22 protein-coding genes and 1 tRNA gene are annotated in these 26243 nt (G+C 62.7%); 9 read left to right on the top strand and 14 right to left on the bottom strand.

Annotated elements, in window-relative coordinates; translation table 11 throughout:
• Positions 1–13: 13 nt before the first annotated feature.
• Positions 14–1768, bottom strand: a complete 1755-nt coding sequence (locus FKL89_RS06435; RefSeq protein ID WP_156861976.1) for a hypothetical protein — start codon at positions 1766–1768, stop codon at positions 14–16.
• Positions 1769–1988: 220 nt separating this feature from the next.
• Entirely contained in the window at positions 1989–2840 is an 852-nt protein-coding gene (locus FKL89_RS06430) for an SDR family oxidoreductase (protein ID WP_156861975.1), read from the bottom strand.
• Between the two features lie 58 nt (positions 2841–2898).
• Here FKL89_RS06430 and FKL89_RS06425 point away from each other — a divergent pair, with 58 nt between their 5' ends.
• Both FKL89_RS06425 and FKL89_RS06420 read left to right on the top strand, forming a co-directional pair.
• On the top strand, positions 2899–3579 hold the full coding sequence (locus FKL89_RS06425) for an isochorismatase family protein (protein WP_162527415.1): 681 nt from the start codon (positions 2899–2901) through the stop codon (positions 3577–3579).
• A 67-nt stretch (positions 3580–3646) separates the two neighbouring features.
• Positions 3647–4030 carry a VOC family protein gene (locus FKL89_RS06420; RefSeq protein WP_156861973.1) on the top strand — a complete coding sequence of 128 codons (384 nt, stop codon included), beginning with the start codon at positions 3647–3649 and terminating at the stop codon, positions 4028–4030.
• A 167-nt stretch (positions 4031–4197) separates the two neighbouring features.
• On the opposite strand, the gene FKL89_RS06415 is transcribed toward FKL89_RS06420, so the two are convergent.
• The 7 genes from FKL89_RS06415 to petA form a co-directional block, all read right to left on the bottom strand.
• Positions 4198–5682: a DEAD/DEAH box helicase gene (locus FKL89_RS06415; protein WP_156864583.1), complete on the bottom strand. Its 1485-nt coding sequence runs from the start codon at positions 5680–5682 to the stop codon at positions 4198–4200.
• A 462-nt stretch (positions 5683–6144) separates the two neighbouring features.
• Positions 6145–6219 (bottom strand) — tRNA-Thr (locus FKL89_RS06410).
• Between the two features lie 24 nt (positions 6220–6243).
• A complete protein-coding gene (locus tag FKL89_RS06405; RefSeq protein ID WP_156861972.1) occupies positions 6244–6699 on the bottom strand; it encodes a ClpXP protease specificity-enhancing factor in 456 nt (151 codons plus the stop codon).
• Between the two features lie 31 nt (positions 6700–6730).
• A complete protein-coding gene (locus tag FKL89_RS06400) occupies positions 6731–7330 on the bottom strand; it encodes a glutathione S-transferase N-terminal domain-containing protein (protein WP_156861971.1) in 600 nt (199 codons plus the stop codon).
• A 171-nt stretch (positions 7331–7501) separates the two neighbouring features.
• Positions 7502–8356: a cytochrome c1 gene (locus FKL89_RS06395; RefSeq protein ID WP_156861970.1), complete on the bottom strand. Its 855-nt coding sequence runs from the start codon at positions 8354–8356 to the stop codon at positions 7502–7504.
• A 19-nt stretch (positions 8357–8375) separates the two neighbouring features.
• A complete protein-coding gene (locus FKL89_RS06390; RefSeq protein WP_238363510.1) occupies positions 8376–9695 on the bottom strand; it encodes a cytochrome b in 1320 nt (439 codons plus the stop codon).
• Positions 9696–9697: 2 nt separating this feature from the next.
• On the bottom strand, positions 9698–10288 hold the full coding sequence (petA, locus tag FKL89_RS06385; protein WP_156861969.1) for a ubiquinol-cytochrome c reductase iron-sulfur subunit: 591 nt from the start codon (positions 10286–10288) through the stop codon (positions 9698–9700).
• Positions 10289–10738: 450 nt separating this feature from the next.
• On the opposite strand from petA, the gene FKL89_RS06380 reads away from it, so the two are divergent.
• Together FKL89_RS06380 and asd are read left to right on the top strand one after the other, a co-directional pair.
• Positions 10739–11782 (top strand): hypothetical protein, encoded by a 1044-nt coding sequence (locus FKL89_RS06380; protein ID WP_156861968.1) that lies wholly within the window; start codon positions 10739–10741, stop codon positions 11780–11782.
• Positions 11783–11916: 134 nt separating this feature from the next.
• A complete protein-coding gene (asd, locus tag FKL89_RS06375; RefSeq protein ID WP_156861967.1) occupies positions 11917–13086 on the top strand; it encodes an aspartate-semialdehyde dehydrogenase in 1170 nt (389 codons plus the stop codon).
• Positions 13087–13474: 388 nt separating this feature from the next.
• On the opposite strand, the gene FKL89_RS06370 is transcribed toward asd, so the two are convergent.
• The 4 genes from FKL89_RS06370 to FKL89_RS06355 form a co-directional block, all read right to left on the bottom strand.
• The gene (locus tag FKL89_RS06370) at positions 13475–14569 is read right to left on the bottom strand and encodes a competence protein CoiA family protein (protein WP_162527414.1); all 1095 of its coding nucleotides are present in this window, start codon (positions 14567–14569) and stop codon (positions 13475–13477) included.
• A 494-nt stretch (positions 14570–15063) separates the two neighbouring features.
• Entirely contained in the window at positions 15064–16539 is a 1476-nt protein-coding gene (locus FKL89_RS06365; RefSeq protein WP_156861965.1) for a mannitol dehydrogenase family protein, read from the bottom strand.
• A gap of 7 nt (positions 16540–16546) precedes the next feature.
• A complete protein-coding gene (locus FKL89_RS06360) occupies positions 16547–18127 on the bottom strand; it encodes a class I adenylate-forming enzyme family protein (RefSeq protein WP_156864581.1) in 1581 nt (526 codons plus the stop codon).
• Positions 18127–19356, bottom strand: coding sequence for an enolase C-terminal domain-like protein (locus FKL89_RS06355; protein ID WP_156861964.1), 1230 nt, complete (start codon positions 19354–19356; stop codon positions 18127–18129). Before FKL89_RS06355 ends, FKL89_RS06360 begins: the two co-directional genes overlap by 1 nt.
• A gap of 117 nt (positions 19357–19473) precedes the next feature.
• Between FKL89_RS06355 and FKL89_RS06350 the strand changes: the two genes are divergently transcribed.
• The 4 genes from FKL89_RS06350 to FKL89_RS06335 all read left to right on the top strand — a co-directional run bounded on the left by FKL89_RS06350 (position 19474) and on the right by FKL89_RS06335 (position 23807).
• The gene (locus FKL89_RS06350; RefSeq protein WP_420361140.1) at positions 19474–20448 is read left to right on the top strand and encodes a sialic acid TRAP transporter substrate-binding protein SiaP; all 975 of its coding nucleotides are present in this window, start codon (positions 19474–19476) and stop codon (positions 20446–20448) included.
• A gap of 96 nt (positions 20449–20544) precedes the next feature.
• The gene (locus FKL89_RS06345) at positions 20545–21108 is read left to right on the top strand and encodes a TRAP transporter small permease (protein WP_156861962.1); all 564 of its coding nucleotides are present in this window, start codon (positions 20545–20547) and stop codon (positions 21106–21108) included.
• 15 nt (positions 21109–21123) lie between these two features.
• Entirely contained in the window at positions 21124–22518 is a 1395-nt protein-coding gene (locus FKL89_RS06340; RefSeq protein WP_156861961.1) for a TRAP transporter large permease, read from the top strand.
• Between the two features lie 170 nt (positions 22519–22688).
• Positions 22689–23807, top strand: coding sequence for a mandelate racemase/muconate lactonizing enzyme family protein (locus FKL89_RS06335; RefSeq protein WP_156861960.1), 1119 nt, complete (start codon positions 22689–22691; stop codon positions 23805–23807).
• Positions 23808–23969: 162 nt separating this feature from the next.
• Here FKL89_RS06335 and FKL89_RS06330 read toward each other — a convergent pair whose 3' ends face one another.
• On the bottom strand, positions 23970–24746 hold the full coding sequence (locus tag FKL89_RS06330; RefSeq protein ID WP_238363509.1) for a Nif3-like dinuclear metal center hexameric protein: 777 nt from the start codon (positions 24744–24746) through the stop codon (positions 23970–23972).
• A gap of 288 nt (positions 24747–25034) precedes the next feature.
• Here FKL89_RS06330 and FKL89_RS06325 point away from each other — a divergent pair, with 288 nt between their 5' ends.
• Complete coding sequence (locus tag FKL89_RS06325) at positions 25035–26225, top strand: S1C family serine protease (protein WP_156861958.1); 1191 nt, start codon at positions 25035–25037, stop codon at positions 26223–26225.
• Positions 26226–26243: the final 18 nt, after the last annotated feature.

The following is a 26243-nucleotide window of genomic DNA, read 5'->3' as shown; positions in this document are numbered from 1 at the left end:
CGCGCTGTCCCTGCTACGCTTTACGCCGCAGCCAGGCGCCCGTAGCCACCAGCAAGGCCATCAGCGCCGCAAGTGCTCCCAGGTCGAGCACCGGCACCTGGGCCGCAGCCGCGATGATCAACATCGTCGCCGTGACCTGCGGGGCCGCCGCGAAGCCGCCGCCCGCCGCCTGATTGGCGGTGAGAATGCAGTTGCCCTGGCCGACCAGAATCACCTGGTTGCCGCTGACAGTGCAGATCGACGATGCGCTGGTCGTGGCAAATACGATCGGCACGCCTGACGGCGCACCAGTCGCCGTGAGTGTGATGGGCCCAGTCCCGAGGTTCACCACCGGCGGCGGGTTGAACCCGGTGATGACCGACGCGGCCGGGTTGATGACGATACTCGCCGTGACCTGCGGCGCAGCCGCAAAGTTGCCCCCGGCGGCCTGATTTGCCGTCAGGTTGCAGGTACCGACGCCAACGAAGGTCACCACGCTGCCGGCGACTGTGCAGATGGATGGTGCACTCGTAGTCGCAAAGACAACCGGGTTGCCAGAGCCGCCACCCGTTGCCGTCAAGGTTGCGGGTGGCGCGCCAAACACGACCGGCGAAGCCGGGGCAAAGCCAGTGATTGTTTGCGGAGCGAGGCCAATCACGATGCTCGCCGTGACCTGCGGCGCTGCGCTGTAGTTGCCGCCCCCTGCCTGATTGGCGGTCAGGTTGCAGGTGCCGACACCAACAAAGGTCACCAGGTTGCCCGCGACCGTGCAGATCGAAGGCGCACTCGTAGTCGCAAAGACAACCGCGTTGCCGGACCCACCACCGGTTGCCGTCAGCGTGGCAGGCGCCGCGCCAAACACGACCGGCGACGCCGGGGCAAAGCCGGTGATCGTTTGCGGGATGGCCGTCACGTCGAAGGGCGCGGTATCGGCGGCGGTCAACGCGGGTACTGCAGTCGCGCGCAGCACGAGGCCGGTCTGTACCGCGTTACTGGCAATGCCCGTGATCGTGCAACTGTTGGCGCCCACAGCAATGTTGCAGGACGTCGTGCCGGTGAGAGCACCAGTACCCGTCTGGATCGCCACACTGACGGTGGTTGCAGCGGTGACATTGGTTGGCGCATTCGCCGCGTTCTGCGTCTGTACGCTGACGTTGAATGGCGCCAGCGCCTGCACAGAAGGTGTGGGTTGCGCAGTGATGGCCAGCTTGGTCGGGCCGACGACCACGCGGGTGCAAGTGATGTTGTCGACGCCGACCCAGTCATTGAAATCGCCCGGCAGGATGGCGACCGAGGCGATGACATTGCCAACACCCGAGACAGTGAGCGTCTGCTGCCCCGCGCTCCCCGCAGTCGCGACGGCTGAAGAAATCAGGGTATTGCCGGCGTCGAATGCTTGCAGGCGGGTGGACGATGGGGTCGCTATCCCGCCAAAGGTCACGCTGCAGCTTTGCGCTGGCGGCGACAGCGTCATGCGAATGCTGGCATCGCCATTCTCGCCCAGCCAGCCGTTGAATGAACGCAGCAGGTTGCCGCTGACCAGCGGCGGTATGCCGAGTCCTCCGACGTCTGTGCCGGCGCTGCTGACAACGGTCATATCGGTATTGGTGGCCCAGTTCCCGACTGGACCGCCGGCGCCACTGAAGGCATTGGCCGAAAATGTCGCACCGGTCGACGCGGTGTACTGGTTGCCCAGCACGGTACCCACCGGCAGACCGCCGATCGGGTCACCGGCATCGAAGGTGATGGTGAATGTCTGGGCGCTGACGATTGCGCTGGCGAATGCCACCGTGATCGCGCCAGTAAAGCAGCGTGCTGCAAACGCAATCGCGCTCCGAACGCGTTTTGTGGCTGGTATGCAAACCATGAAAGTCCCCCTGAGAATGGCTTGACTGCCGCCGCGATCAGCTGATTCGAAGCGAATCGCGGCGTCGATTTCAGGTTATCGCAAAGCGCCGCATTTATCCATAAGGATGTCCCGCCCTGTCGCAGTAGCTGACGCGCAAGCCTCAACCAATCCAGTCATCGCTGCGCCGCCAAAGTTCCGCCGCCAGCGCCACATCCTGCCCGGCGCTGCTAGGCGTCCTGACGCGACACTTGTCGTAGTACAACCCAGTCTCACCCGCTGCCCCGGCGGACGCCGCGCAGTGCAGCGTCGTCTGCGCGCCCGCTTCGGCGTCGATCATCCACAGCTTGATGAGCGAGCGCAGCGGCCACGGCAACTCGCGCCAGACGTCAGTCGCGACGACGCCCGGGTGCAGCGCATAGGTAGTGACGCCGCTGCCCGCGAGACGGCGGCCCAGCTCCGCGCTGAACAGCAGATTGGCGAGCTTCGACACGCCGTATTCGCGGATGCCGCTGGTAGTTGCGGTCGGTTGCCGAAGCAGGTTGAAATCGATGCCGGGCACTCGTGTGTGAGCGCGGCTGGACACGGTGATGATGCGCGCTGGCGCCGAGGCTCTGATGCGCTCCAGCAGCAGGTCGGTGAGCAGAAAGTGCCCCATGTGATTGGTGCCGAACGCGAGCTCGAAGCCCGACGTGGTGAGGCCACGCGCGCCGGCAAGGCCGGCATTGTTGATCAGCAGATGCAGCGGCAGGTTGCGCGCGAGAAAGGCGGCGGCGCAGCGGCGTACGGAGTCAAAATCACCAAGATCGACCGGCAACAACTCAACCTGCGCTCCCGCGACAACACCGCGAATGTCATCGACGGCGGCGCGCCCCTTCTCCTGCGACCGGCATGCAATGAACACATGTGCCCCTTGTCGCGCCAGTTCTCGCGCCGTCACCAGACCAATGCCGGTGTTGGCGCCGGTAATCAGGGCAACCCGGCCGGAGAGGGACGACACGCTGGTGCTGTTCATGAGAGGGGTGCCCGCAGATAAAGATTCGGGTATTGTGCATGTTCGCCCCGGAGTCCGCATGACGACACACAACACCACCATCCAGTCCCAGCGCACGCTGGCTCGCAACCCGATCGCGCCCTACCCGCTACCCGGTGAAGAGTGCGTCGCGTACAACAAGATCAGCTGGCCACTGAGCGCCGACCGCGTGGTACTGCTGGTGCATGACATGCAGAACTACTGGGTGGATCTGTTCACCGATCCTGCCCCGCTGGTGGCGAATGTTTCGTCCCTGCTGAGCGCGTTCCGCAACGCCCGGCTGCCCGTGTTTTTCTGCCGTGGTGAGCGTGCGAAGTCACGCTTCGAGCGCGGCCTTGGGCTCACCGTCTGGGGCGACGGGCTCAACGCGGCTCATGTGACTGATCGTGATTGCGAAATCATTGATGCGCTGGCGCCCCGGGCGGACGAATATGTGATTCACAAACCCCGCCACAGCGCGTTCTTTGACACTGAACTGGAACCGACGCTGCACAAGATGAACCGCGATCAGGTCATCGTCTGCGGTGTATTCGCGCATCATGGCGTGATGGTGAGCTGCATTGACGGCTACATGCGCAACGTCCAGATGACGATGGTCGCCGACGCGCTGGGTGACTACAGCGAACCCGAGCATCGTATGGCATTGCAGTACGTCGCGCAGATGTGCGGGTCGGTGTCGACACGGCAACGCGTGATGGACTTGTTGCCGAGGCCGGATTGATCAGGGCAATCGGACGTGACGCACCGCGTCGCCACCACAGCCCACAACGCGAGACAGGGAGGAAGTCATGAACAAGTTCGGCGCCGTCCTGTTTGTCAAGGACGTGGCCCGCATGCGTGCGTTCTATGAAGCCGTGGCTGGTCTGTCGGTCACCGAAGCGGGGCCGACCTGGGCGCGGCTTGGCACCGGCGCCTTCGAGCTGGTGGTACACGGCATCCCGCCGCACATCGCCGCCACCTTCGAGACCAGCTCTCCGCCCGAACGCCGCGAGGAAGCCGCCATCAAGCTGGTGTTTCCGGTAGCCGACATCGCCATCGCGCGAGCGACTGCAGCGCGGCTGGGCGGCGAGCTGAACCCACCAGATCGCGAATGGCAACTGGGTTCAGAGCGTATTTGCGACGGTGTTGATCCCGAAGGCAATGTGTTTCAGGTACGGGCAGAGACACCATAGTCAATGCCTGAGCTTCACCATCAGCTTTTGGCTGAAAAGCCCATTGCAAAAGGGCTAAACGGCCGAAATGATGGGAAATCAACTTCCATCAAAACGGCCTTCAAGCCCTGATCAAACTGTACTTTCAGCCGGAAGCTGATCACGCAGAATCCGTTAACTTGCTGGCGTTACCGCCGCGAAGTACCACCTGAACGCGGCCGCGCGCTGGGCGAGGCGGTGGTCGAAAACGTGCGTGGTGGGCTGCTGGGGGTGCGTTGCTGTCCGCTCGCGCCGGCGTTACCTGCGCCTGCACCCCCGCCGCTACGCCCCTGCCCGCCGCTACCGCTGCGACCATGACTACCGCGCGGCGCACCCTGCGGTTTGCTCGCGGAGCGACGCGGTGCCGGACGGCCACCGCGGGCCTGCCATTCGGCATCGCGGGCATCGGACACGGCGGCAACCGGATCGGGCAGCGCCGACGGATCGAAGCCGTCGATCTTGACGCGCGGGATGCTCTGCTTGCTGAACTTCTCGATGTCCTTCAGCAGCGGCAGCTCTTCCTGCATGACCAGCGACAGCGCTTGCCCACTGGCGCCAGCGCGCCCGGTGCGGCCGATGCGGTGCACGTAGTCCTCGGGCACATTGGGCAGTTCGTAATTGACGACCTGCGGCAGCTGGTCGATGTCGATGCCGCGCGCCGCGATGTCGGTCGCGACCAGCACCCGCACGCTGCCGTCCTTGAACCCGGCCAGCGCCTTGGTGCGCGCGCCCTGGCTCTTGTTGCCGTGGATCGCCATGGCGACGATGCCGGATTTTTCGAGCTGCTCGGCCAGGCGGTTGGCGCCGTGTTTGGTGCGCGTGAAGACCAGCGTCTGCTGCCAGTCGCGCGACTTGACCAGATGGATCAGCAGCTTCGCCTTGTGCGCCTTCTCGACCTGCACGACGGACTGCTCGACGACCTCGACGGTCGTGTTGCGGCGGGCGACCTCGATCGCCTGCGGGTTGTTGAGCAGGCGATCGGCCAGCGCCTTGATGTCGTCGCTGAAGGTCGCGCTGAACAGCAGGTTCTGGCGCTTGGCCGGCAGTGCCGCGAGCACCTTCTTGATGTCGTGGATGAAGCCCATGTCGAGCATGCGGTCGGCCTCGTCGAGCACCAGGATCTCGATGCCCGAGAAGTCGATCGCGCGCTGACCGTAGATGTCGAGCAGGCGGCCCGGCGTCGCGACGATGATGTCGACGCCACGGCGCACGGCGTCGATCTGCGGATTGATGCCGACGCCGCCGAAGATGCAGGTGGACGTCAGCGGCAGGAACTTGCCGTAGACGCGCACGCTTTCTTCGACCTGGGCGGCGAGCTCACGCGTCGGCGCCAGGATCAGCGCGCGCGGCAGGCGCTTGCCGCGCTGGCCGGTGGGTGCCGTAGAGTTCATGAGGCGCTGCAGCATCGGCAGCACGAAGCCAGCCGTCTTGCCAGTACCGGTCTGGGCGCCGCCCAGCAGGTCGCCGCCCTGCAGCACGGCGGGGATGGCCTGACGCTGGATCGGCGTCGGCGTGCTGTAGCCATGCGCGAGCACGGCGCGCACGAGCTCGTCACGCAGCCCCAGCGCGGCGAAGCCGTGATCGGCCGCAGCAGGTTGAGTCTCAGCCGCGACGGCCGCTGCAACGGGCCTCAGCGCGGCGGCGGGCGTGACGGATGCGACCGGCGCAGCCGGTGCGACGGTCGCCGGTGCGCGCGCGGGCGCGACGGCCGGCGCGGCCAGACTGTCGTCATCGAGCCAGTTGCTTACCTTTTTCGGAGGTGTCGCGAACAGCGCGGAACCGCTGGAGCGCGGAGCGCCGTGCGGCGGACGATTTTGCGGACCACGTTGCTGCCCGCCTTGTGGTGCGTTGTGTTGACCGCCGTGCTTGGGCAGGGGCGAACGCGGATGGCGTGGCGCATTGCCACGATTGGAATTTTGAGTCATTTCGTTTGAACTAAAGCGAGGCCCGCACGGAATGGGATTGGGCCTCTGACGCGGACGAGCACGCCTGTCAAAAAAACGGCTGCTCCAGTCGCGCACATCAAAGGCCGTGCGCTGGCCTGTAACAACCGTTCGCACCGACAGCCATGCATGGCGCGCAGCGAACGAGGGGAATGGTGCCGATTGTCGGGATTGAACTGACGACCTACCGCTTACAAGGCGGTTGCTCTACCACTGAGCTAAATCGGCGTGCAGAAAACTGCTTGCTTAATTTTACTTGACGACTTTGAGGTGACTGACTTTGCCTTTGCCGGACGCTGGCGTCGTAGCCGCGGAGGGGCTCCCGGCTGGTGCGCTGCCGTTGTCGTCCGTCGTGGCTTCGGTCGCTGCCTCCGTCGACTCAGTACCTGCTGCGTCGAGTGTTGGCTGGAAGCCCATGCCGTAGCCGGTTTCCTTAGCAAAGATGCCGATCACCGCAGCGAACGGAACTGCAACCTCTTGCGAGGCGCCATTGAAACGTGCATTGAACAGCACCCAGTCGTTGTCCATCTTCAACTGATGGGTCGCCAACGGGCCGACATTGAGCACGATTTCGCCGTTCTTCACGAACGCCGCCGGCACCCGCGTCTTGCTGTTCACGCGAACGGCAAGATACGGCGTGTAGCCCTGCTCCACGCACCATTCGTACAGTGCACGGACCAGGTAAGGCTTGGCGGATTGTTCGCTCATGGACGTGACGCGTTGTGCGAGTGCGCCGCGCTTAACGACGCATGCCGCGTTCGGCCGGCGTCAGCGCGTCGATAAAGCCCTGACGGCTGAACAGGCGCTCGGCGTACTTGAGCACCGGCGCGGCCGTCTTCGGCAGTTCGATCTCGTAGTGCGAGAGGCGCCACAAGAGCGGCGCCAGCGCAACGTCAAGCATCGAGTAGTCGTCACCCAGCATGTGCTTCTGCTTGTTGAACACCACCGAAATCTCGGTCAGGCGATCACGGATCGAGGCGCGTGCCTTGTCAGCGTTTTTCGGCGCTTTCTTTTCGAGCTCTTCGACATGCACGAAGATTTCGCGGTGAAAGCGGTGCAGGAACAGGCGTGCGCGGCCGCGCGTCGCCGGATCGGCGGGCATCAGCTGCGGATGCGGAAAACGCTCGTCGATGTATTCGTTGATGATGTTCGACTCATGCAGGATCAGGTCGCGCTCGACCAGTACCGGCACCGTGTTGTACGGATTCATCACTGCCAGATCCTCGGGCTTGTGGTCGAGGTCGACGTCAATGATCTGGAAGTCCATGCCCTTTTCGTGCAGGACAATGCGGCACTGGTGGCTGAAGGGGTCGGTCGTGCCGGAGTACAGGGTCATCATGGGGCAGAGTTTCCTTTGCTTGCTGTGCCACGCTTGCAACGCTTGTCAACGTTTCGCACCGCGGAAAAATCAGGTTCTATGAAAGACATAAGGCAGGCTTGTGGCCTGCCTTGCGGGTGACACGGGCGACAACGCAGTGTGCGCGCAACGCCCGGTGCGGATCAAATGTGCCTAGTGCACATCGCTCCAGTATTCCTTCTTGAGCGCGTAGGCAGCGGCAAGCAGGAAGCCAAGCAGGAACAGGGCAATGATGCCGATCTGAATGCGCTTTGCCTTGTGCGGCTCGGCAACGTAATCCATGAAGTTGACCAGATCAGCCACCGCAGCGTCGTATTGCTGCGCGGTCATCGCGCCCGGACCGGCGCTGGCGATGGTCTTCACCACGTAGTGATTGACCGTCTTGCCATCCTTCTTCTCGGAATGATGCTCGAAGGCAGCCATCGTGTTGGCAGCGACAAACGCGGCTTTGGCGCGGGCTTCGGCGTCGTGATCAGTCTTGATCTCCTTGCCGTCGGCGGTGAACACCGTCTCAACCAGCTTCTGCGGGCCGGACAGCTCGTTCAGCACATGCGGCATGCCGATGTTGGGTGACACCAGATTGTTCCAGCCCGTTTCGCGATTGTCGTCGGCGTAGAAGCTGCGCAGATAGCCGGCGAGTTTTTCTGTCGTGTAGCTGCGCGCCATCACCGACAGGTCCGGCGGCACCGCGCCAAACCACTCTTTGGCGTCGTTCGGCTTGATCGCGGCTTTCATGGTGTCACCAATCTTGTCGGTGGTGAACATCAGGTTTTGCTTGATCTGATCCTCGGTGAGATTGAGGTCTTTCAGGCGGTTGTAGCGCATGTATTGCGCGCTGTGGCAGTTGACACAGTAGTTGACGAACAGCCGGGCACCGCGCTGCAACGAGGCGATGTCGGTACGTTCGGCAGTGACACCTACGTACTTGATCTCGGGGCCACCCGAGGCCAGCGCCACGGTCGGAGCGACGACCAGCGCGAGCGTAGCGAGAAATGTTCTCAGTTTCATTGTTGTTTTCTCCCTGCCTCTAGTGCGAAGTGACGCGAGCCGGTACCGGCTTGGTCTTGTCGGCCTTGGTGTACCAGGGCATCAGGAAGAAGAAGGCAAAGTAGCCGACGGTGCAGACACGAGCCACCCAGGTCGCGCGATCCTTGGTATCGAGCATGCTCGACCAGTCGCCGAACTGTCCCCAGACGTCGGTAGAGTTGACGCCAAGGTACCCGAGCAGCACGAAGCAGACCAGGAACATCGCGAAGTAGCTCTTGTAGAGCGTGCCACGGTAGCGGATGGACTTCACGGCGCCACGATCAAGCCACGGCAGCGCAAAGAAGATCATCACCGACAGGCCCATCGCGATCACGCCCGGGAACTGCGAGCCGAACAGCGGCGGTACCGCACGCAGGATCGAGTAATACGGCGTGAAGTACCAGACCGGCGCGATGTGCGGCGGGGTCTTCAGCGGATCGGCCGGGATGAAGTTGTTGTATTCGAGGAAGTAGCCGCCCATTTCCGGCATGAAGAACACCACGGCGGTGAAGATCATCAGGAAGACGACTACGCCGAGGATGTCCTTGACGGTGTAGTACGGATGGAACGGAATGCCATCGGCCGGTGCGTCTTTCGACCAGCGATTGCCCTTCGGGCCTTCGTTGATTTCAACGCCGTCGGGATTGTTGGAGCCGGTTTCGTGCAATGCGATCAAGTGCGCCACGACCAGACCCAGCAGCACCAACGGCAGCGCGATCACATGGAACGCGAAGAAGCGGTTCAGCGTGGCGTCGCCAATGGCGTAGTCGCCGCGGATCCAGACCGCGAGATCCGGCCCGATGAACGGAATCGCCGAGAAGATGTTGACGATCACCTGGGCGCCCCAGAACGACATCTGGCCCCACGGCAGCAGATAACCGAAGAAGGCTTCGGCCATCAGCGCCAGGTAGATCAGCATGCCGAAGATCCAGGTCAGCTCGCGCGGCTTGCGGTAGCTGCCATACATCAGGCCGCGGCACATGTGCAGGTAGACCACCACAAAGAACGCCGAGGCGCCGGTGGAGTGCATGTAGCGAACGAGCCAACCGTAGTCGACGTCGCGCATGATGTACTCGACCGACCCGAACGCGTAAGCCGCATCCGGCTTGTAGTTCATGGTCAGGAAGATACCGGTGACGATCTGCAGCACCAGCACCAGCAGCGCCAGCGAGCCGAAGTAGTACCAGAAGTTGAAGTTCTTCGGTGCGTAGTATTCGCTGGCCGAGGTCTTGATCAGCGCGGTCAGCGGGAAACGGTCATTAACCCAGTTCAGCACCGGGTTCTTGAACATCGAGGGGTGATTGCTAGGAGTACCAGCCATGATTACGCCTCCTTACCGTCTTGGCCGATGCCAATGACGAGCTTGGTGCCGTCAATCTTGTGCGGCGGAATGTCGAGGTTGCGCGGCGCCGGCGAACCGGTGAACACGCGACCGGCGAAGTCGAACTTGGAGCCGTGGCAGGGGCAGTAGAAGCCACCCGGCCAGTCATTGCCCAATTCGCCCGGCGTTGCCTTCTCGGTCGGCGAGCATCCGAGATGGGTGCAGACGCCTTCCATCACCACCAGATCGGGCGAGATGGAGCGGGTGGCGCCATTCACATAGGCCGGCTGGTTGGCCTTCTCCGATTTCGGGTCCTGCAATTGCGAGGCGGGGATTTTTTCCAGCGCCGCGAGCTGTTCGGCGGTGCGCTTCATCACCCACACGACCTTGCCACGCCATTCGACGTTCTTCTTCTCGCCCGGCTTCAGGTTCGAGATATCGACCTCGACCGGTGCGCCGGCGGCTTTGGCGCGCTCCGACGGGGCAAGTGTCGCCACAAAGGGAGCCACGGCTGCGGCCCCCGTGATGGCGCCGGGCACGGCGGTGGCCGCAATCAGGGTGCGGCGTCTGGATGTGTTGACAGGTTCGCTCATTGCGTTTGCGGGTGCTTTCGCACTAGGCTGGTGGCTTGAAAAGACTTGTTGTTATGGCCGCGAGGGCTCGCATGTAAGGCTTCGTGTCCTACTGCGCATACCCCGATCGCTTCTCGCGAGCAACTTGCGCCGGACAACCTCAAGATTTTATCTGATCGGCTCACCGCTTTTGAAGCCACCGCCCGACAGTGGCGCTTTTGCCCGGCTTGCGAGCACCCGGCCGCCACCCGCCAGCAGGTCCGATCCGTACCAGCTGGCATAGCCAACGGCCCGCACCGGGCTAGCTCAGTCGACTTTCAGCCGAATACCGCCCTGAGCCCTTATTGAATAGGCTTTTCCGACCAAAGCTGTATCGCCCCCCGGTTGCTGTCGCCCGCCCGATGCGGGATACGTCTATCAGCAGGAGCACCGACCGGGTATTTCGCCCCAGCCGTTTCATGGGAGTACGCCATGGCTATCGACCGTTCAGCAATCGTTTCCTACGCCAACACCTACTGGTACCAACCCTGCAAGGACGGCAAGGCGTGGCTTGCCAACGAGCCGGTGATCATCGCCAACGAAATCAGCAAACGCAAGCTGTCGTCCGCCGACTGGACCGGCGCCTTCCTTGGCTACGACGGCCAGAGCAAGCCTGACACCGCTGGCACCCGCACCCGCTGGCTGCTGGAAGGTCTCTACCTGATCAAGCGCAGCGACGCCGGCAAACTGCTCAGCAACCGCAAGGCCTCGTCCTATCCAGGCGCCATCATGCTGGCGTCCTGGTACGACAACCGCAGTGACGACTCATTGACCAATCCGCCGCCGTACAACGGGCTCAACGACTGCGCCCACTTTGTCACCGAATGCCTTGCCGCCGGCGGCGCGCCCGGCCTGCGCACCGTGAGCGTGCCGAACCTGCTGAACAGCCTGACCGCCCACAGCGAAACCAAAACGCTGGCCAAGTTCACCAATCAGGCCAACGCCCAGCGCATCATGGACGCCGGACTGCTCAAGGAAGGTGATGTGCTGATCTTCTCAAAGACAGTCAACAAGCATGGCCACAGCACGATCTATCTGGGTGGCGGCAAGATGGCGATGCACACCTATGCCAATCACCCCAACTGCCCCGAGCGCGGTGGCGGCGTCTGGACCGGCTCGATGACGGCAGAGCACAACCTGGTGACGTTGATCCATTGGGACGCCGGTGACACCTATGGCACCGCCAGCGACAGCCTGCTTGGCTACTGGAGCGTGCTCTGGCGCGGCAAGGTTTATTACTACTACTTCGGCAAAGGCGGCCGGGTGTCCTACAGCAAGACGAAGCCCGGCAACCTGAAATCGCCACCCAACACTGCGGACGGCCGGGGATACTGGTTCGAATCCACGTTCGGTATCGACATCGCGTGGACGGCCACGGGTTCGCTGGAGCAATTCATTCGCCCGACGATGTTCACCAGCAACGCGATGGCCGGCACCTGGAACGGCAGCGAGCCGCTGGTCGCGACCCGGCTCTAGCCGCACTGGCGGCAGCCTCGGTGGCGCCGCTGAAAAATCAGGCAATACCATGCGAATCGCCCGCAAATGCAGTATCCTTGCGGGTTCGCTGCATTGCAGCATTTTTCAAACCCGTTCCACACCGAGAGGAAATCATGTCCCAGCCTGCCCTGCAACCCGTGCCGCGCGTCGGTCTCGTTGGTTGGCGAGGAATGGTCGGCTCCGTCCTCATGCAACGCATGAGCGAAGAGCGCGACTTTGACGCCATTGAAACCACCTTTTTCAGCACTTCCACCGCCGGCAAACCGGCGCCGAAGATTACCGGCTGCAAGGTATTCGACCCGATTCTCCGGGACGGCAATGACGTCAACGCACTCAAAACCATGGACATCATCATCACCTGCCAGGGTGGTGACTACACCAAAGCCATCTACAAACCGCTGCGCGAGGCGGGCTGGAAGGGCCACTGGATTGACGCGTCGAAGATCCTGCGCATGGACGACGACGCCATCATCATCCTCGACCCGATCAACATGCCGGTCATCAAGACGGCGCTCAGCAAAGGCATCAGCAACTGGATCGGCGGCAACTGCACCGTGAGCTGCATGCTGATGGGCGTCGGCGCGCTGTACAAGGCCGGCCTTGTCGAATGGATGCAGACCTCCACCTACCAGGCCGCATCCGGCGGCGGCGCGCCCAATATGCGCGAGCTGCTGGTGCAATACGGCGCGCTCTACGCTGAGGTGAAAGACCTGCTCGACGACCCGGCCAGCGCGATCCTCGAAATCGACCGCAAGGTCACCGCCAAGCAGCGCGCCTTCACACCCGAAGAGACCACCAACTTCCGCGGCATCCCGCTCGGCGGCAATTTGATCCCCTGGATCGACGCCGACCGCGGCGACGGCACCAGCCTTGAGGAATGGAAAGGCGGCGCCGAGACCAACAAGATCATGGGCTTGGGCTCGATGTTTGGCACGCCCGAGATCCCGATCGACTCCACCTGCGTGCGCATCGGCTCGATGCGCTGCCACTCGCAATCGCTCACCTTCAAACTCAAGAAGGACGTTCCCCTCGCCGACATCGAGGACATGATCAAAAACGACAACCCGTGGGCCAAGTTCGTGCCGAACGAGCGCGTCGCCACCGAGACGCAGCTCACCGCCAAGAACGTCGCGGGCACCATGAACATCCCGGTCGGCCGCGTACGCAAACTCGCGATGGGCCCGGAATACCTCGGCACCTTCACCATTGGCGACCAGCTGCTGTGGGGCGCCGCCGAGCCGCTGCGGCGGATGCTGCGGATTATTCAGGGTGATATTGCCTGATAGGCATTCCGGTAGCCGCGGCTGCCGTTGCCAAAACCGCCGCTTTTGCGGCGGTTTTTGTTTTTGCGGCTGCTGCGCGCGCCGAGTGCGCGGTTCGCCTCGCCGTTGGCAGCTTGGCCTGCGTTCGTGGCGCGCACTTCCGTTCGTGGTGAGCCTGTCGAACCATGAACGCTTGTGGTTCCCTCTCCCTTGAGGGGAGAGGGCTAGGGAGAGGGTGATGTTTGCGCTCCGAACACGGGCAGCGGTAGCCACCAGCGCGCTCTGAGGCCGCGCGGGGTCAGTCACTTTTTTCAATCGCGGCAACAGTAACCAAAAACGCTCGCCTCGCAGCCGGCTTCATCCAGCGATACTCACGTTTCTCGATGCATCAACGACCAACCTCAAACCACTATTCGGCTCGCCTGAACCTTTCGCAGCTGGCAGCTTCATTTGAGTTGCACCGCTTCTTGAATGTTTTGCAGAAAATTCCGCCGCCAGGCGATAAGTCGTAGCTGGTTCCGTGGTATTTACACAAAAAACAGTTGCGTACGGAGGTTCCACGCGCGGCTGCCAATTTCACTTCTTGAACGAATCGCCCACCCCGGTCCTCTGCATCCCAAGACGATTGATCTGGTCGACCTTTCGAGCGCCGACCGTCCCAGTCCAAGTCCTCCTGCCATCTGTCTGATGCCTTTGAGATATTCGTATAAACGATTTTCTCTGAATCTTTCCGCACCTCGGAAAACAAGCTGCGTAGCGTCATCAATCGCAGAATAGCTTTGCCGGATAGATAGGCCGTAAATACATAGTAGTTCTCACCGTCGCATTTGCAATCGTCATCGTGGACGCGATCAGTAGACACTGCGAAGCCTTGGAACGATGCCACCTTCGTCGTCAACTTGGCTGTGCGAATATGTTCGACATGCGATTCATTTTCGACTGGGATTTCAATAATCCGGTTTGATGACGCGGCTTTTTCTTCGGACAGAAAATGCGTAACCGCTATTTCTACATAGATTTTGTCGTTCGGATTTTTTTGGCTGACTAGAGTTACGTCGGGAACAAACGAGCCATCTCGCGCTTCGACCCGAACTTCGCGATAGTAGTTTGTAAGGTCGAATGCCTTGTCCGCTGTACCTAGACTGCAATGCTTGTTGATCAGCGGCGCGTATTTCGCACATCGTCGATCAACGGGCAAAACGATTTCAAACGGAGTCTCGTGAACTAAACAGTTCTGATAAGTCTCAACAAAAACTTGCTTTGCCAGACGATGAAGATAGGTCTCTCCGCTGCACTCGACTTGAATCTTGTGCGCAAAATGGGGTTGATGCTGTTGACCGTTGACTCGTGCGACCAAGTCATTGGCGCAGCCCAGACATGTATATCGAACCCCGCTTGTTTCGGTTCCAGCAATAGATCTTGCCGACACCGTTTTGCCATAGCCGTCGAGAGCGTGCTGATACCTAACCATATAGTCGCCGCAAATTTGCTGAGCTTTCATCACGATATTAGCGTAGACCCTATATCAAGTACGCGTTGTTTCGGCTCGTCCGCCCCGTCAGCCCGCGTCGAGGAGCGGAGCGTTTCGCGATCCAAGAGGCGTTGTCGCGCGCACTGTGCGTAGCGCCAGCGGAGCATTCGCGCGACGTTCAACACATCCCGCGAAACGCGAGCACCGCAGGATGAAGCGGGCTGCGAGGCGAGCGCTTTCGGTTACTTTTGCCGCGATTGGCACAGCGAAGCAGCGTGGAGACTTATGCGCGAAGCGCGTTAGTCGGAACAAAAGTGACTGGCCCCGCGCGGCCATTGAGCGCGCTGGTGGCGTTCGCAGACAATCCTGCGATGAACAAATTTGGCTGGTATCAATTTGGGTGGGTTGAAACCCACCCTACGCCCCTTACGGGTTCATGGTTCGACAAGCTCACCACGAACGGAGGCGCCACGACCGGGGTCGGGAAAGGTACGTCGCTGCGACTGGTGACGTTGGTTGTTCAGCGCTCAGCCTGATCGCGCCCCGAAGTCGGCAACCGTCGCCTGCGCCCCATCCCGGAACAACTGGCTGACCAGCCGCTTCACGGGCGCCGCAAACGCCGGCGTGCGGCCCAGTTCGCCGAATACGGCTTCTACACGCAACACGGCGTCGGCGAATGAGAGCGCATCGTAGGAGTACTTTGCGGCAATCGCTGCGAATTCGCCTGCGAGCGGGTCCGCGATGGTGATGGGCTGATCGAGTTCGTCCTTGCCGTACAGGTAGCGAATCCAGCCGGCGATGGCGAGCGCGATGGCGTCGATGCCCTGCCCTGCGGCCATGCGCTCGCGGGCCACGGCGAGCCAGCGTTGCGGAATCTTTTGTGAGCCGTCCATCGCGATCTGCGCGCAGCGGTGGCCGTTGGCGGGGTTACCGAAGCGCTCGATCAGTTGCGTCTGATAGACCGCGAGGTCAGTGCCTGGTACCGGGTCGAGCGTGGATTCAGCTTCGCGCATCAGCCCGCGCACCGCGTGCTCGAAGGCGGGGTCGCTGATCGTCTCGGCGATCGTCTCGTAGCCTGCGAGATAGCCCAGATAGGCCATCAGCGAGTGCGAGCCGTTAAGCAGCCGCAGCTTCATCTTCTCGAACGGTTTGACGTCGGCGACGAACTGCACGCCGACGCGATCCCATGCCGGGCGCGCAGCGGCAAAGCGATCCTCGATCACCCATTGCCCGAACGGCTCGGCGCGCACTACGCCGTGGTCTTCCACACCGAGCGCAGCCTTGGCATCGTCAAGGTCGCCCGCTTTGGTGGCGGGGACGATGCGGTCCACCATCGCGGATGGGAAGCGCACGCTCTCGCGCAGCCACGGCAGCATCTGCGGATACAGGCGCTCGCTGAAGCGATGCACCAGCGCCTCCAGCACGGCGCCGTTCTCGGGCAGGTTGTCGCAGCAGAGCACGGTGAGCGGCGCCCCGCGCTTGCGGTAGCGCTCGTGCAGCCCAGCCACCAGCACGCCGAGCACGCTGACCGGCGCGTCAGCATGCGCCAGATCATTGGCGATATCCGGGTGATCCCACAGTGGCTCGCGCTTGCCGACGTTGGCGCAATAGCCCTTCTCGGTCACCGTCAGCGACACGATCTGCGTCTCGGCGCGCGCAATGCGGGCGATCACCTCCCGCAACTGCGCCGGCGCGAACAGCACCTCGCGCACTGCGCCCACGGCTCGCCACGCGTCGCCCGCACGCGAGACGGTGCGAACGCTGTACAGGCCGTCCTGCGGTGCAAGCTGGTCGCGAACGGTCGGCGATTTCAGGCTCACACCGCAAATGCCCCAGTCACCACCGCTCAGCGCCATCGCGTCATCGGTGTACACCGCCTGATGCGCGCGGTGAAAGGCGCCGATGCCGAGGTGGACGATGCCGACCCCCGCGCTGGTGACAGCAGCATTCGGGCGCTCAACAGTGGCGGGCAGCGAAGACAGGGATTGAAGATTCAGTCGCATGGGAGGCTCAGTTCGAGGCCGAAAGATAGAGATCGCGCAGCTCACGCTTGAGCACCTTGCCGATGGCGCTGCGCGGCAGTTCGTCGATGAAGCGCAGGTCGGCCAGCCGCTGCGTCTTGCCGGCGCGGGCGTTGTACCAGGCCTTGAGCGTCGGCGCGTCGCAGCTTGCGTCCGCCGCGCGCACCACATAGGCGACCGGTGTTTCGCCCCACTGCTCCGACGGCACGCCGACGACCGCTACATCGGCGACGTCAGGATGGGCACGCAGCTCGGCTTCGAGATCGCTCGGGTAGATGTTGAAGCCACCGCTGATGATCATGTCCTTGCGGCGATCCACCAGCGTCAAAAAGCCGTCGGCATCAAAGCGGCCTACGTCACCGGTGCGGATGAAGCGCGAGCCGGTGACATCGAACCACTCTACCTCGCGTGTCTTCGCGTCCTGCCGGTGATAACCGGTCATCATTCCCGGCGAGCGGCCAACCACTTCGCCGGGCACATCGGTTGTACCCGGCGGCAGCTCACGGTCGTTCTCGTCGATCAGACGGATGTCGCTGGTGGTGGCCGGCTTGCCGACGGTGTGCAGCTTGTCCGGGTGCAGATGCGCTTCGAGGATGCAGGTGCCGCCGCCCTCAGTCATGCCGTAGAACTCGATCAGCCCGCCGGGCCAGCGCGCCAGCACGTCGGCCTTGAGTGGCGCGCGGAACGGCGCACTGGTGCTGAATTTGGCCTGAAACGATCGCAGGTCGAACTGACCGAACGACGGCAACGCCATGATGCGCTGGTACTGAACCGGCACCAGCATGGTGTGCGTAGCGCGAATGCGCTCGGCGATGCGCAAGTAGTTTTCAGCATCGAACTTCGCCATCAGATGCACCTGCCCGCCGAGCCCGAGCGTCGGAAAGAACGACACCAGCGTAGTGTTCGAGTAGAGCGGCGTCGCCAGCAGCGTCACAGCGTCCGGGCCATAGCCATAAGCGACGCCACGCTGGATGTGGGCCCAGCGCATGGCGTGTGATTGCACGATGCCCTTGGGCGTGCCGGTGGTGCCGGACGAGTAGATGATGTTGAACGGGTGTTGTGGCTGCACTTCGACGGGCGCCGGTGCGCTGCCGGCATCGGCCAGCCATTCGTCAAAGCGCTGCCCCGCGTCGCTGTCGTCGAGCGCGATGCGCGCTGGCGCTTGTTCGCCTGTGTCTGACGCAGCGTCGAGCAAGGCGGCGACTTGAGCATCCAGAAACAGCAGCTTCGCCTCGGCGTCGTGCAGCATTGAGCACAAGCTGGCGGCCGTTGACGATGGCGCCAGCGGCGCGACGACAATGCCCGCGCGCAACGCAGCCACAAACACGAGTGCATAACGCACCGAGCTGGCAGCGCATACCGACACCACATCGCCTGCGCGCAGACCATCGCGCTGCAGCGAAGCCGCTATGCGATCCATCTGCGCGTCCAGCGCGGCATAGGTGAGCGACTGCTGCCCGTCGCTCAGTGCCAGCGCGTCCGGCCGCTCGCGAGCGTGACCGTGAATCAGGTCGGACAGACTGACGAAGGGCGGAATCAGCGAGGCCGGCGCGGTGACCGCTTCACCCATCACGAAGCCTTCCACCGCGAATTCGGCACCAGTGGATACCAGCCGGGGCGCGACGGGTCGCGGTCGTAGGTGTAGCCGCCGAGCTCCCTGAACAGCTCGTGATACTGGCGCAGCTTGTCGCGGTTGAGCGTGACGCCAAGCCCCGGCCCGGTGGGCACGGCAATGGCGCCGTTCACGTATTTCATCTTGCCGCCGACGATGATGTCGTCGGTGAGGTGGTGGTAGTGGGCGTCGGCCGCGTAGCCAAGGTTGGGCACCACGGCGCCCATGTGCAGCATCGTCGCGAGCTGAATGCCGAGCTCGCCCGAGGAGTGCACGGCAACGCCAAGGCCGAAGGTGTCGCAAATCGCAGCGGCCTTGATGCAGGGCCGGATGCCGCCCCAGAAGGTGGTGTCGAGCAGCACCACGTCCACTGCGCGCGGCTGCGTGGTGATGTTCATGGCGAGCTGCTCGAAGTTCACCACGACCGTGTTGGTGGCAATCGGGATGCGCACAAATTCACGCAGCCGTGAAAGCTGCGGCATGCCGAACACCGGGTCTTCGTAGTAGTCATTGTTGATGTGCGCGATGCCCTGCCCGAAGCGGATGGCATCGGCCAGCGAGAACGCGGAATTCGGGTCGTAGCGAAAGCGGTCCTTCGGCAAAGCGGCAGCCACAGCCTGATAGGCGTTCAGCTCGTAGTCGGGCGCGTACACGCCGCCTTTCAGCTTGTGCGCGGTGAAGCCGTGCTCAGCCTGCAAGGCTTTGGCATGCGCGACGAGCTGATCGGCCGTGCGCACCTCGCCCTCGCCCGTCTTGTCGTTCGGCAGGCGGAAGAACAGATAGCTCGCAAATTCGACCGACTCACGCACGCGGCCGCCCAGCAGCTCGGCCACCGGCACGCCCAGGCGTTGGCCCATGATGTCCAGACAGGCGAACTCAATGGCGGCGTGCAACTGCGTGCGGTTGTTGTAGAGGCTCGCGGTCGGGTTGCAGATGGCGAAGCGCAACGCCTCCAGCTCGAAAACGTTGTGGCCCTTGAGGTAGGTGATCAGGCTTTCGATCCCGGCGCTGGCGACCTCGCCACCGCCGCCGAATTCGCCGAGGCCGACGTAGCCGTCGTCAGTTTCGACTTCGACGATGGTACGGACGAAGCGCCCCCAGTGCGCACCATTGCTGTGCAGCAGCGGCGCCTGCAGCGGCACTGTCACCGGCGTGGCGCGAATGTGGGTAATCCTGCTTGGTTTCACTCCGTCTCCTCTTGTACGATGACTGGCGTCGTAATCGCTTATGCTATCGGCAGTGCGGCGAAGCACAGACCGACAGAGTTCAGAACGCCGCTCACCGCATTCAACAAGGAGGTCTCCGTGAAATTCCGCACGCTCATCACTTCTGCGCTCGTCGCAGCCACCGTCATCGCCCCGGCCGTCGGCTTCGCCCAGACCAAGCTCAAGTGGGCGCACGTCTATGAGACGTCCGAGCCGTATCACACTGAATCGGTATGGGCGGCCGCCGAAATCAAGAAGCGCACCAACGGCAAGTTCGACATTCAGGTGTTCCCGGCCTCCTCGCTCGGCAAGGAAACGGACATCAATCAGGGCATGACGCTCGGGACCGTGGACATGATCATCAGCGGCCCATCGTTTGCCGCGCGCAGCTATCCGCGGCTGGGCATTGCCTACTATCCCTTCATCTTCCGCGATGCCGCGCATCAGGCGGCTTATTCAAAGAGTGATGTGTTCAAGGAAATGGTCGACGGCTATCGCGCCAAGACCGGCATCCAGATGACGGCCTACACCTACTACGGCGCCCGGCACACTACCTCGAACCGGCCGTTCAACGATTGCGCAGGCATGAAGGGCCTGAAGATTCGCGTGCCGGATGTGCCGGTCTACATGGCCACGCCGAAGGCATGCGGCGCCAACCCGACGCCGATCGCCTTTGCCGAGGTTTATCTCGCGCTGCAGAACGGCACCGTGGAAGCGCAGGAAAATCCGCTGACGACCATCGAGGCCAAGAAGTTCTACGAAGTGCAGAAGCACATCATGCTGACCGGTCACATCGTGGATGGCCTCGTCACGCAGATCGCGCCGCATGTATGGACCAAGTTGAGCGACGCCGAGAAGGCCATCTTCACCGAAGTCACCCGCGAGGCTGCCGCCCGCGCCACCGCGCAAATCATCAAGCGTGAAGGCGAGCTGGTGGAAGAGTTCAAGAAGAAGGGCCTCAACATCGTGCAGGTGGATCGCGCTGGCTTCCAGCAGGCCGTATTGAAGAGCACCACGCTCGAATCACTGGGCTTTGATCGCAAAGACTACGACCGCATTCAGGCGGCGAAGTAGCACTTTCACGGACAACTGTCGTCGGGCGGGTGCTGCCCGCCTCCTTTGCGAACGGCGGGCACTGCCCGCCTTACCGACTATTCGAGAGCAGACACCATGGATCTGGATTCCGGCCCCAAGGTCATGGGCGACGATGGCGAGTTTCACGCCACCGATGAAGCCGTCACCTTCGACGACGTGCCGTTCGAGGCGTGGATTGCCTTGCTGCTGTTCTGGACACTGGCAGCCGTGGTCTTCACCCAGTTCATCACCCGTTACGCATTCAACGATTCTGCGTCGTGGACTGAGGAGATCGCGCGCTACCTGCTGATCGGGACCGTGTTCGTAGGTGCCGCGATTGGTGTAGCCAAGAACAATCACATTCAGGTGGACCTGCTCTATCGCTACTTGCCGCACGGCGTGGCGCGGACGCTATCGACCTTTGTTGACGTCGCGCGTATCGCATTTTTCGCGGCGATGGTCTGGTTCACCGTGCAGATGATGATGAAGATGGAAAGCTACAAGATGACCATCGTCGATCTGCCGATGAACATCGTTTACGGTGTCTGCCTGTTCGGTTTTGTCGGCATGATGCTGCGCTCGGTGTGGGTGACGCGTGTGCACTGGCAACGCGGCTACAGCGTGCTTGAGCGCCCCGAATCCACGATGGCCGACCGCTAACCGGCAGAACCCTCCATGCTGAAAATTTTCTTCCTCGGCCTGATGAGCACCGGCATACCGGTCGCCATCGCCATGGCCGGCGCGTCGCTCATCTATATCCTGGTCAGCGGCGATCTGCCCGGCTTCACCGTCGTGCACCGCATGATTGGCGGCATCGACAGCTTTCCGCTGCTCGCCGTGCCGTTCTTCATCCTGGCTGGCAATCTGATGAACAATGCGGGCATCACCAACCGCATCTACAACTATGCGCTGGCCCTCGTCGGCTGGCTCAAGGGCGGACTCGGGCATGTCAACGTGCTTGGCTCAGTGATCTTCGCTGGCATGAGCGGCACCGCCATCGCCGACGCGGCGGGCTTGGGCACCATCGAGATCAAGGCGATGAAGGACCACGGCTACGCGACCGAGTTCGCGGTCGGCGTCACCGCCGCATCAGCGACGCTCGGCCCGATCATCCCGCCGTCGCTGCCCTTCGTGATCTACGCGATGATGGCGAACGTGTCGGTCGGCGCGCTGTTCCTCGCGGGCATCCTGCCCGGCGTGCTGATGGCGGTGCTGATGATGCTCACGGTGGCGTACTTTGCGCACAAGAACGGCTGGGGCGGCGACATCAAGTTCGTCTGGTCGCGCTTCGGCGGCGCACTCATTGAGACAGCCGTCGTAATCGCGTGGCCGCTCGCGCTGTACTACGCAGTGCAATGGGGTGCCCCGGCGCAGGCGACTGTCATCACGGGCCTCGTGGTGATCTTCCTCGCCGACTGGAAGTTCAAGTTCCAGGCCGTGCTGCCGATCATGACACCGGTGCTCTTGATCGGCGGCATGACGACAGGGCTCTTCACGCCAACCGAGGGCGCCATCGCGGCCTGCGTATGGGCGATGGTGCTGGGCCTGTTCTGGTACCGCACGCTGTCGTGGCGGATGTTTGTGAAGGTCTGCCTCGACACCGTTGAGACCACCGCAACGGTCATGTTCATCGTTGCTGCCGCGTCGATCTTTGGTTGGATGCTGACTGCCACCGGCGTGACGGCCGCCATTGCCGACTGGGTGCTCGCGTTCACCAAGGAGCCCTGGCTGTTTCTGCTGCTGGCCAACGTGCTGATGCTGTTCGTCGGCTGCTTCCTCGAGCCCACCGCCGCGATCACGATCCTGGTGCCGATCCTGCTACCAATCGTGCTCAAGCTGGGCATCAACCCGGTTCACTTTGGGCTGGTGATGGTGTTGAACCTCATGATCGGTCTGCTGCATCCGCCAATGGGCATGGTTCTCTTCGTGCTCGCGCGCGTCGCCAAGCTGAGCGTGGAGCGCACGACGGCAGCAATCCTGCCGTGGCTGGTTCCGCTGCTGTTGAGTCTGGCCGTCCTGACCTACATACCGTCGATCAGTCTCTGGTTGCCGAAGTACATGGGGATGTAGCAAACGACGCGACATTCGTCCTTCACAAAATGCCGTCTACTCGCCGAAGGCGGGTATCCAGAATGCCGAGAGCGAGTACTCGCGGTGACTTGACTTTGAATGGCAGCCGTCTGGATTCCCGGCTGCGCCGAGAATGACGTCGGCTTGAAGTATCTGATTGAGAGGGACTCATGCCGCGCATCACCCAAGTCGAACTCTGGCAGGTCAACCTGGCGCCGCCCGTGCCGCGCTCGGACGCGATCCAGTCGTTCGTGGTGCAGGAGACGCCAATGGTGCGCATCACCTGCGACGACGGTTCGCAGGGGACGGGCTACAGCTACACGATCGGCACCGGCGGCTCGTCGGTCATGGCGCTGCTGCAGGACCACCTGGCGCCCCGGCTGGTCGGCCGCGACGCCGACGACATCGAGGCAATCTGGAAAGACCTGTTCTTCCACACCCACGCTACCGCCGTCGGTGCGATCACCGCGCTGGCGTTGGCGACGATCGACACGGCGCTCTGGGATGCACGCTGCCGGCGCTCCGGTCTGCCGCTGCACAAGGCGGCGGGCGGCGCACAGCAGCGGGTGGCGATGTATTCGACCGAGGGCGGCTGGCTGCACCTGTCGCCCGAACAGCTGGTGACGCAGTCGGTCGAGGCGCAGGCGCTCGGATTCAAGGGCGTGAAGATCAAGGTCGGGCGCCCGCACGTCAGCGAGGACATGGCGCGACTGACCGCCGTGCGCGAGGCGGTCGGCGACGCCTTCGAAATCATGATCGACGCCAACCAGTGCTTCACGGTCGGCGAGGCGATCCGCCGCGCGCACCACTACGAAACGCTCGATATTGCGTGGTTCGAGGAACCGCTGCCTGCAGAAGATTTGGGCGGTCACGAGCGGCTTGCGCAGAGCACCAGTTTGCCGATTGCGGTGGGCGAATCGATCTACAGCCTGCAACATTTCCGCGAATATTTGCAGCGCGGCGCCTGCTCAATCATCCAGGCCGACGTCGCGCGTATCGGCGGCATCACGCCCTGGCTCAAGTGTGCGCATCTGGCCGAGAGCTTCAACGTGCCAATCTGTCCGCACTTCCTGATGGAGTTGCACGTCGGCCTCTGCGCCGCCGTGCCGAACGCGCCGTGGGTGGAATACATCCCGCAGCTCGATTCGGTGACGCTGGGCGAAGGTTGCGGCATGGCCAGCGAAGCCGGATTCGCGATTCCGTCAGCACAACCGGGGCTCGGGATTGAGTGGGATTGGCAGGCCGTTGAACGGTTGGCCGTACGCCGGGCGACCGTGGGTGGCAACTAGGGCGTGTTAACACGCCCCAGGCAACAACAGCTTATCGCGCTTAGCGGCATCCGAGCTGGGCTGAACCGCCAAAATGCGCCACTATCGACTTATTGGCGAATGGCCAGTAGAGCCCAATGCCAATGGGCATTCCAGCAAGAAGCTGAATGCGCCAGTGTGCGGTCAGACCGGTGAATTGATGTCGATGAACTGGTAGTTCACGCCGAACTGCTGCACCAGATGTGCTGCCAGCGCCGCCACGCCGTCACGCTCGGTGGCGTGGTGGCCCGCGGCGATCAGGGTGATGTTTGACTCACGCGCCTGATGCACATGCTGTTCGCTGATTTCGCCGGTGATGAAGGCGTCGGCCCCCGCCGCAATGGCATCGCCCAGCAATGACCCGCCGGCGCCGGTGCACCACGCAATCGTCCTGATCGGCCGCTCAGGATGCGAAAACAGCGTCACCCGGCGCCCATAATGGCGGGCGACATAGGCCGCCAGCACCGTGCAGCGCACGTCAGCACTCACTCCGAGCTGGCCAAGCATCACCAGCCCGGCTTCGCCGCAGGTGCCGGTCGGCGAAAGCCCAAGCCGGCGGCCCAGACAGGCGTTGTTGCCAACCTCTGCGTGCACATCCAGCGGCAGGTGATAGGCGTAAAGATTGATCTTGTGCGCCAGCAGCGCCGCGACACGCTCGCGTTGATAGCCGACCAGCGCCGGGCTGTCGCCCTTCCAGAACAGTCCGTGATGGACGATAACCGCGTCAGCCTTGGCCTCGATGGCGGCATCGATCAGCGCCTTGTTGGCGGTGACGCCGACCACAATATTGGCAATGCGCTCGCGGCCGGCCACCTGCAGGCCGTTGGTCGCGACGTCCTTGAAGCGCTGGCATTCCAGAAACGCGTTGAGATGGCGCGTCAGTTGCTCGCGCTGAACAGAACTTTCCGTCGCCGTTGTCACACCCTGAGCCCCGATGTGTTGAATAAAATTCGGCAATTCCACCGAACGCATCTTTCGCCCCTCAATGAATGGCATCGCGATTGGCCCGCTGACACGTTGACTGCCAGCGCCGCCCATTGCGTAGTCCGCTACCCGCCTGGTCTCCCGCGACTTTATTTGCAGCACGTCACGTAGAAACGCTGAACTACCCGCTACGGAATTTCACTTCGCATCACTGGATCCTGCTCACACTGTTTTCGCGAAAATAGTGCGAACAGGGCCCGATCCCTGAACCGCCGGAATACCGCAATGCTCAAACGATTATGGCTCGTTTTCGCACAGGTCTGCACGATCTGTGTCGCAATTTTGTTCACCGTCAGCACGCTGCGGCCAGAATGGCTCGCCCGCGCCGGCGGATCAGCGCCCCCGCTCGCGCCAGCGCTGCCAGCGGCATCGAACGCTGCTGCGCCTGCAGCGGCCCCGTCCGGCGCTGCGGCGGCGCGTGGTGCGGTCACCAGCTATAGTGCTGCGGCTGGCCGCGCGTTGCCCTCGGTGGTGAAGATCGCTACCAGCGCGCAGAAAAAATTCCGCCACCCGCTGCTGGACGACCCCACGTTCCAGCGCTTTTTTGGGCGCGACCAGAACAGCAACGCGCAGCAATTGCTCGGCGAGGGCTCCGGCGTCATCGTGCGGGCCGATGGCTTCATCCTCACCAACAACCACGTGGTCGAGGGCGCACAGCAGATTCAGGTGGAGCTGGCCGACAAGCGGGTGTTGCCAGCGCGACTGATCGGCACCGATCCCGACACCGATCTCGCCGTGATCAAGATCGACGGCAGTGACTTCCCGGCGGTCGCGCTGGGCAACTCCGAGGCACTGCAGGTGGCCGACGTGGTGCTCGCGATCGGCAACCCGTTCGGCGTGTTCGGCAACACGGTCACGATGGGTATCGTCAGCGCGCTGGGCCGCACCCAGATTGCCGACGGCAATCCGTTCGAGAGCTTTATCCAGACCGATGCTGCGATCAACCAGGGCAACTCCGGCGGCGCGCTGGTCAACGCCCAGGGCGAACTGGTGGGCATCAATTCCAGCATCTTCACCCGCACCGGTGATTTTTCGGGCATCGGTTTCGCCATTCCAACCGCGATCGCGCGACCGATCATGGAGCAGTTGATCGCCCACGGCGAAGTGAAGCGGGGCTACATCGGCGCCAATCTCGGTTCGGTGACGCCGGACATCGCGAAGCGGCTGGCGCTGAAAGAATCGAAGGGCGCCTTCGTTGCCGCGGTCATCGATGGGGCGCCGGGCAGCCGGGCTGGTTTGCGGGTGAATGACGTGATCGTCGAGATCAACGGCCGGGCGACTGCGGATCGCGGCGACGCGGTCAACACCATCGCCATGTCGTCACCGGAGCAGACCCTCCCGCTCAAGGTGCTGCGCGACGGTGAAATCATTGACCTCAAGATCACGCTGGGTCGCCGACCGCAGACGCGCCGCTGACGCGCCTTCGGGCGGCGC

Origin of the sequence: Casimicrobium huifangae, assembly GCF_009746125.1 — a bacterium.
Classification (GTDB): Bacteria; Pseudomonadota; Gammaproteobacteria; order Burkholderiales; family Casimicrobiaceae; genus Casimicrobium; species Casimicrobium huifangae.
Note: the sequence above shows the minus strand (reverse complement) of the source record. Positions and strands in the feature narration are given on the sequence as shown.

What these genes read in the sequence shown, in the direction of transcription:
- FKL89_RS06335 (WP_156861960.1), top strand. Translation starts at nt 22,689, where the DNA reads ATGCCGCGCATCACCCAAGTCGAACTCTGGCAGGTCAACCTGGCGCCG.
- FKL89_RS06340 (WP_156861961.1), top strand. Translation starts at nt 21,124, where the DNA reads ATGCTGAAAATTTTCTTCCTCGGCCTGATGAGCACCGGCATACCGGTC.
- FKL89_RS06400 (WP_156861971.1), bottom strand. Translation starts at nt 7,330, where the DNA reads ATGATGACCCTGTACTCCGGCACGACCGACCCCTTCAGCCACCAGTGC.
- FKL89_RS06390 (WP_238363510.1), bottom strand. Translation starts at nt 9,695, where the DNA reads ATGGCTGGTACTCCTAGCAATCACCCCTCGATGTTCAAGAACCCGGTG.
- FKL89_RS06365 (WP_156861965.1), bottom strand. Translation starts at nt 16,539, where the DNA reads ATGCGACTGAATCTTCAATCCCTGTCTTCGCTGCCCGCCACTGTTGAG.
- FKL89_RS06360 (WP_156864581.1), bottom strand. Translation starts at nt 18,127, where the DNA reads ATGGGTGAAGCGGTCACCGCGCCGGCCTCGCTGATTCCGCCCTTCGTC.
- asd (WP_156861967.1), top strand. Translation starts at nt 11,917, where the DNA reads ATGTCCCAGCCTGCCCTGCAACCCGTGCCGCGCGTCGGTCTCGTTGGT.
- FKL89_RS06430 (WP_156861975.1), bottom strand. Translation starts at nt 2,840, where the DNA reads ATGAACAGCACCAGCGTGTCGTCCCTCTCCGGCCGGGTTGCCCTGATT.
- FKL89_RS06395 (WP_156861970.1), bottom strand. Translation starts at nt 8,356, where the DNA reads ATGAAACTGAGAACATTTCTCGCTACGCTCGCGCTGGTCGTCGCTCCG.
- FKL89_RS06420 (WP_156861973.1), top strand. Translation starts at nt 3,647, where the DNA reads ATGAACAAGTTCGGCGCCGTCCTGTTTGTCAAGGACGTGGCCCGCATG.
- FKL89_RS06380 (WP_156861968.1), top strand. Translation starts at nt 10,739, where the DNA reads ATGGCTATCGACCGTTCAGCAATCGTTTCCTACGCCAACACCTACTGG.
- FKL89_RS06345 (WP_156861962.1), top strand. Translation starts at nt 20,545, where the DNA reads ATGGATCTGGATTCCGGCCCCAAGGTCATGGGCGACGATGGCGAGTTT.
- FKL89_RS06405 (WP_156861972.1), bottom strand. Translation starts at nt 6,699, where the DNA reads ATGAGCGAACAATCCGCCAAGCCTTACCTGGTCCGTGCACTGTACGAA.
- FKL89_RS06325 (WP_156861958.1), top strand. Translation starts at nt 25,035, where the DNA reads ATGCTCAAACGATTATGGCTCGTTTTCGCACAGGTCTGCACGATCTGT.
- petA (WP_156861969.1), bottom strand. Translation starts at nt 10,288, where the DNA reads ATGAGCGAACCTGTCAACACATCCAGACGCCGCACCCTGATTGCGGCC.
- FKL89_RS06425 (WP_162527415.1), top strand. Translation starts at nt 2,899, where the DNA reads ATGACGACACACAACACCACCATCCAGTCCCAGCGCACGCTGGCTCGC.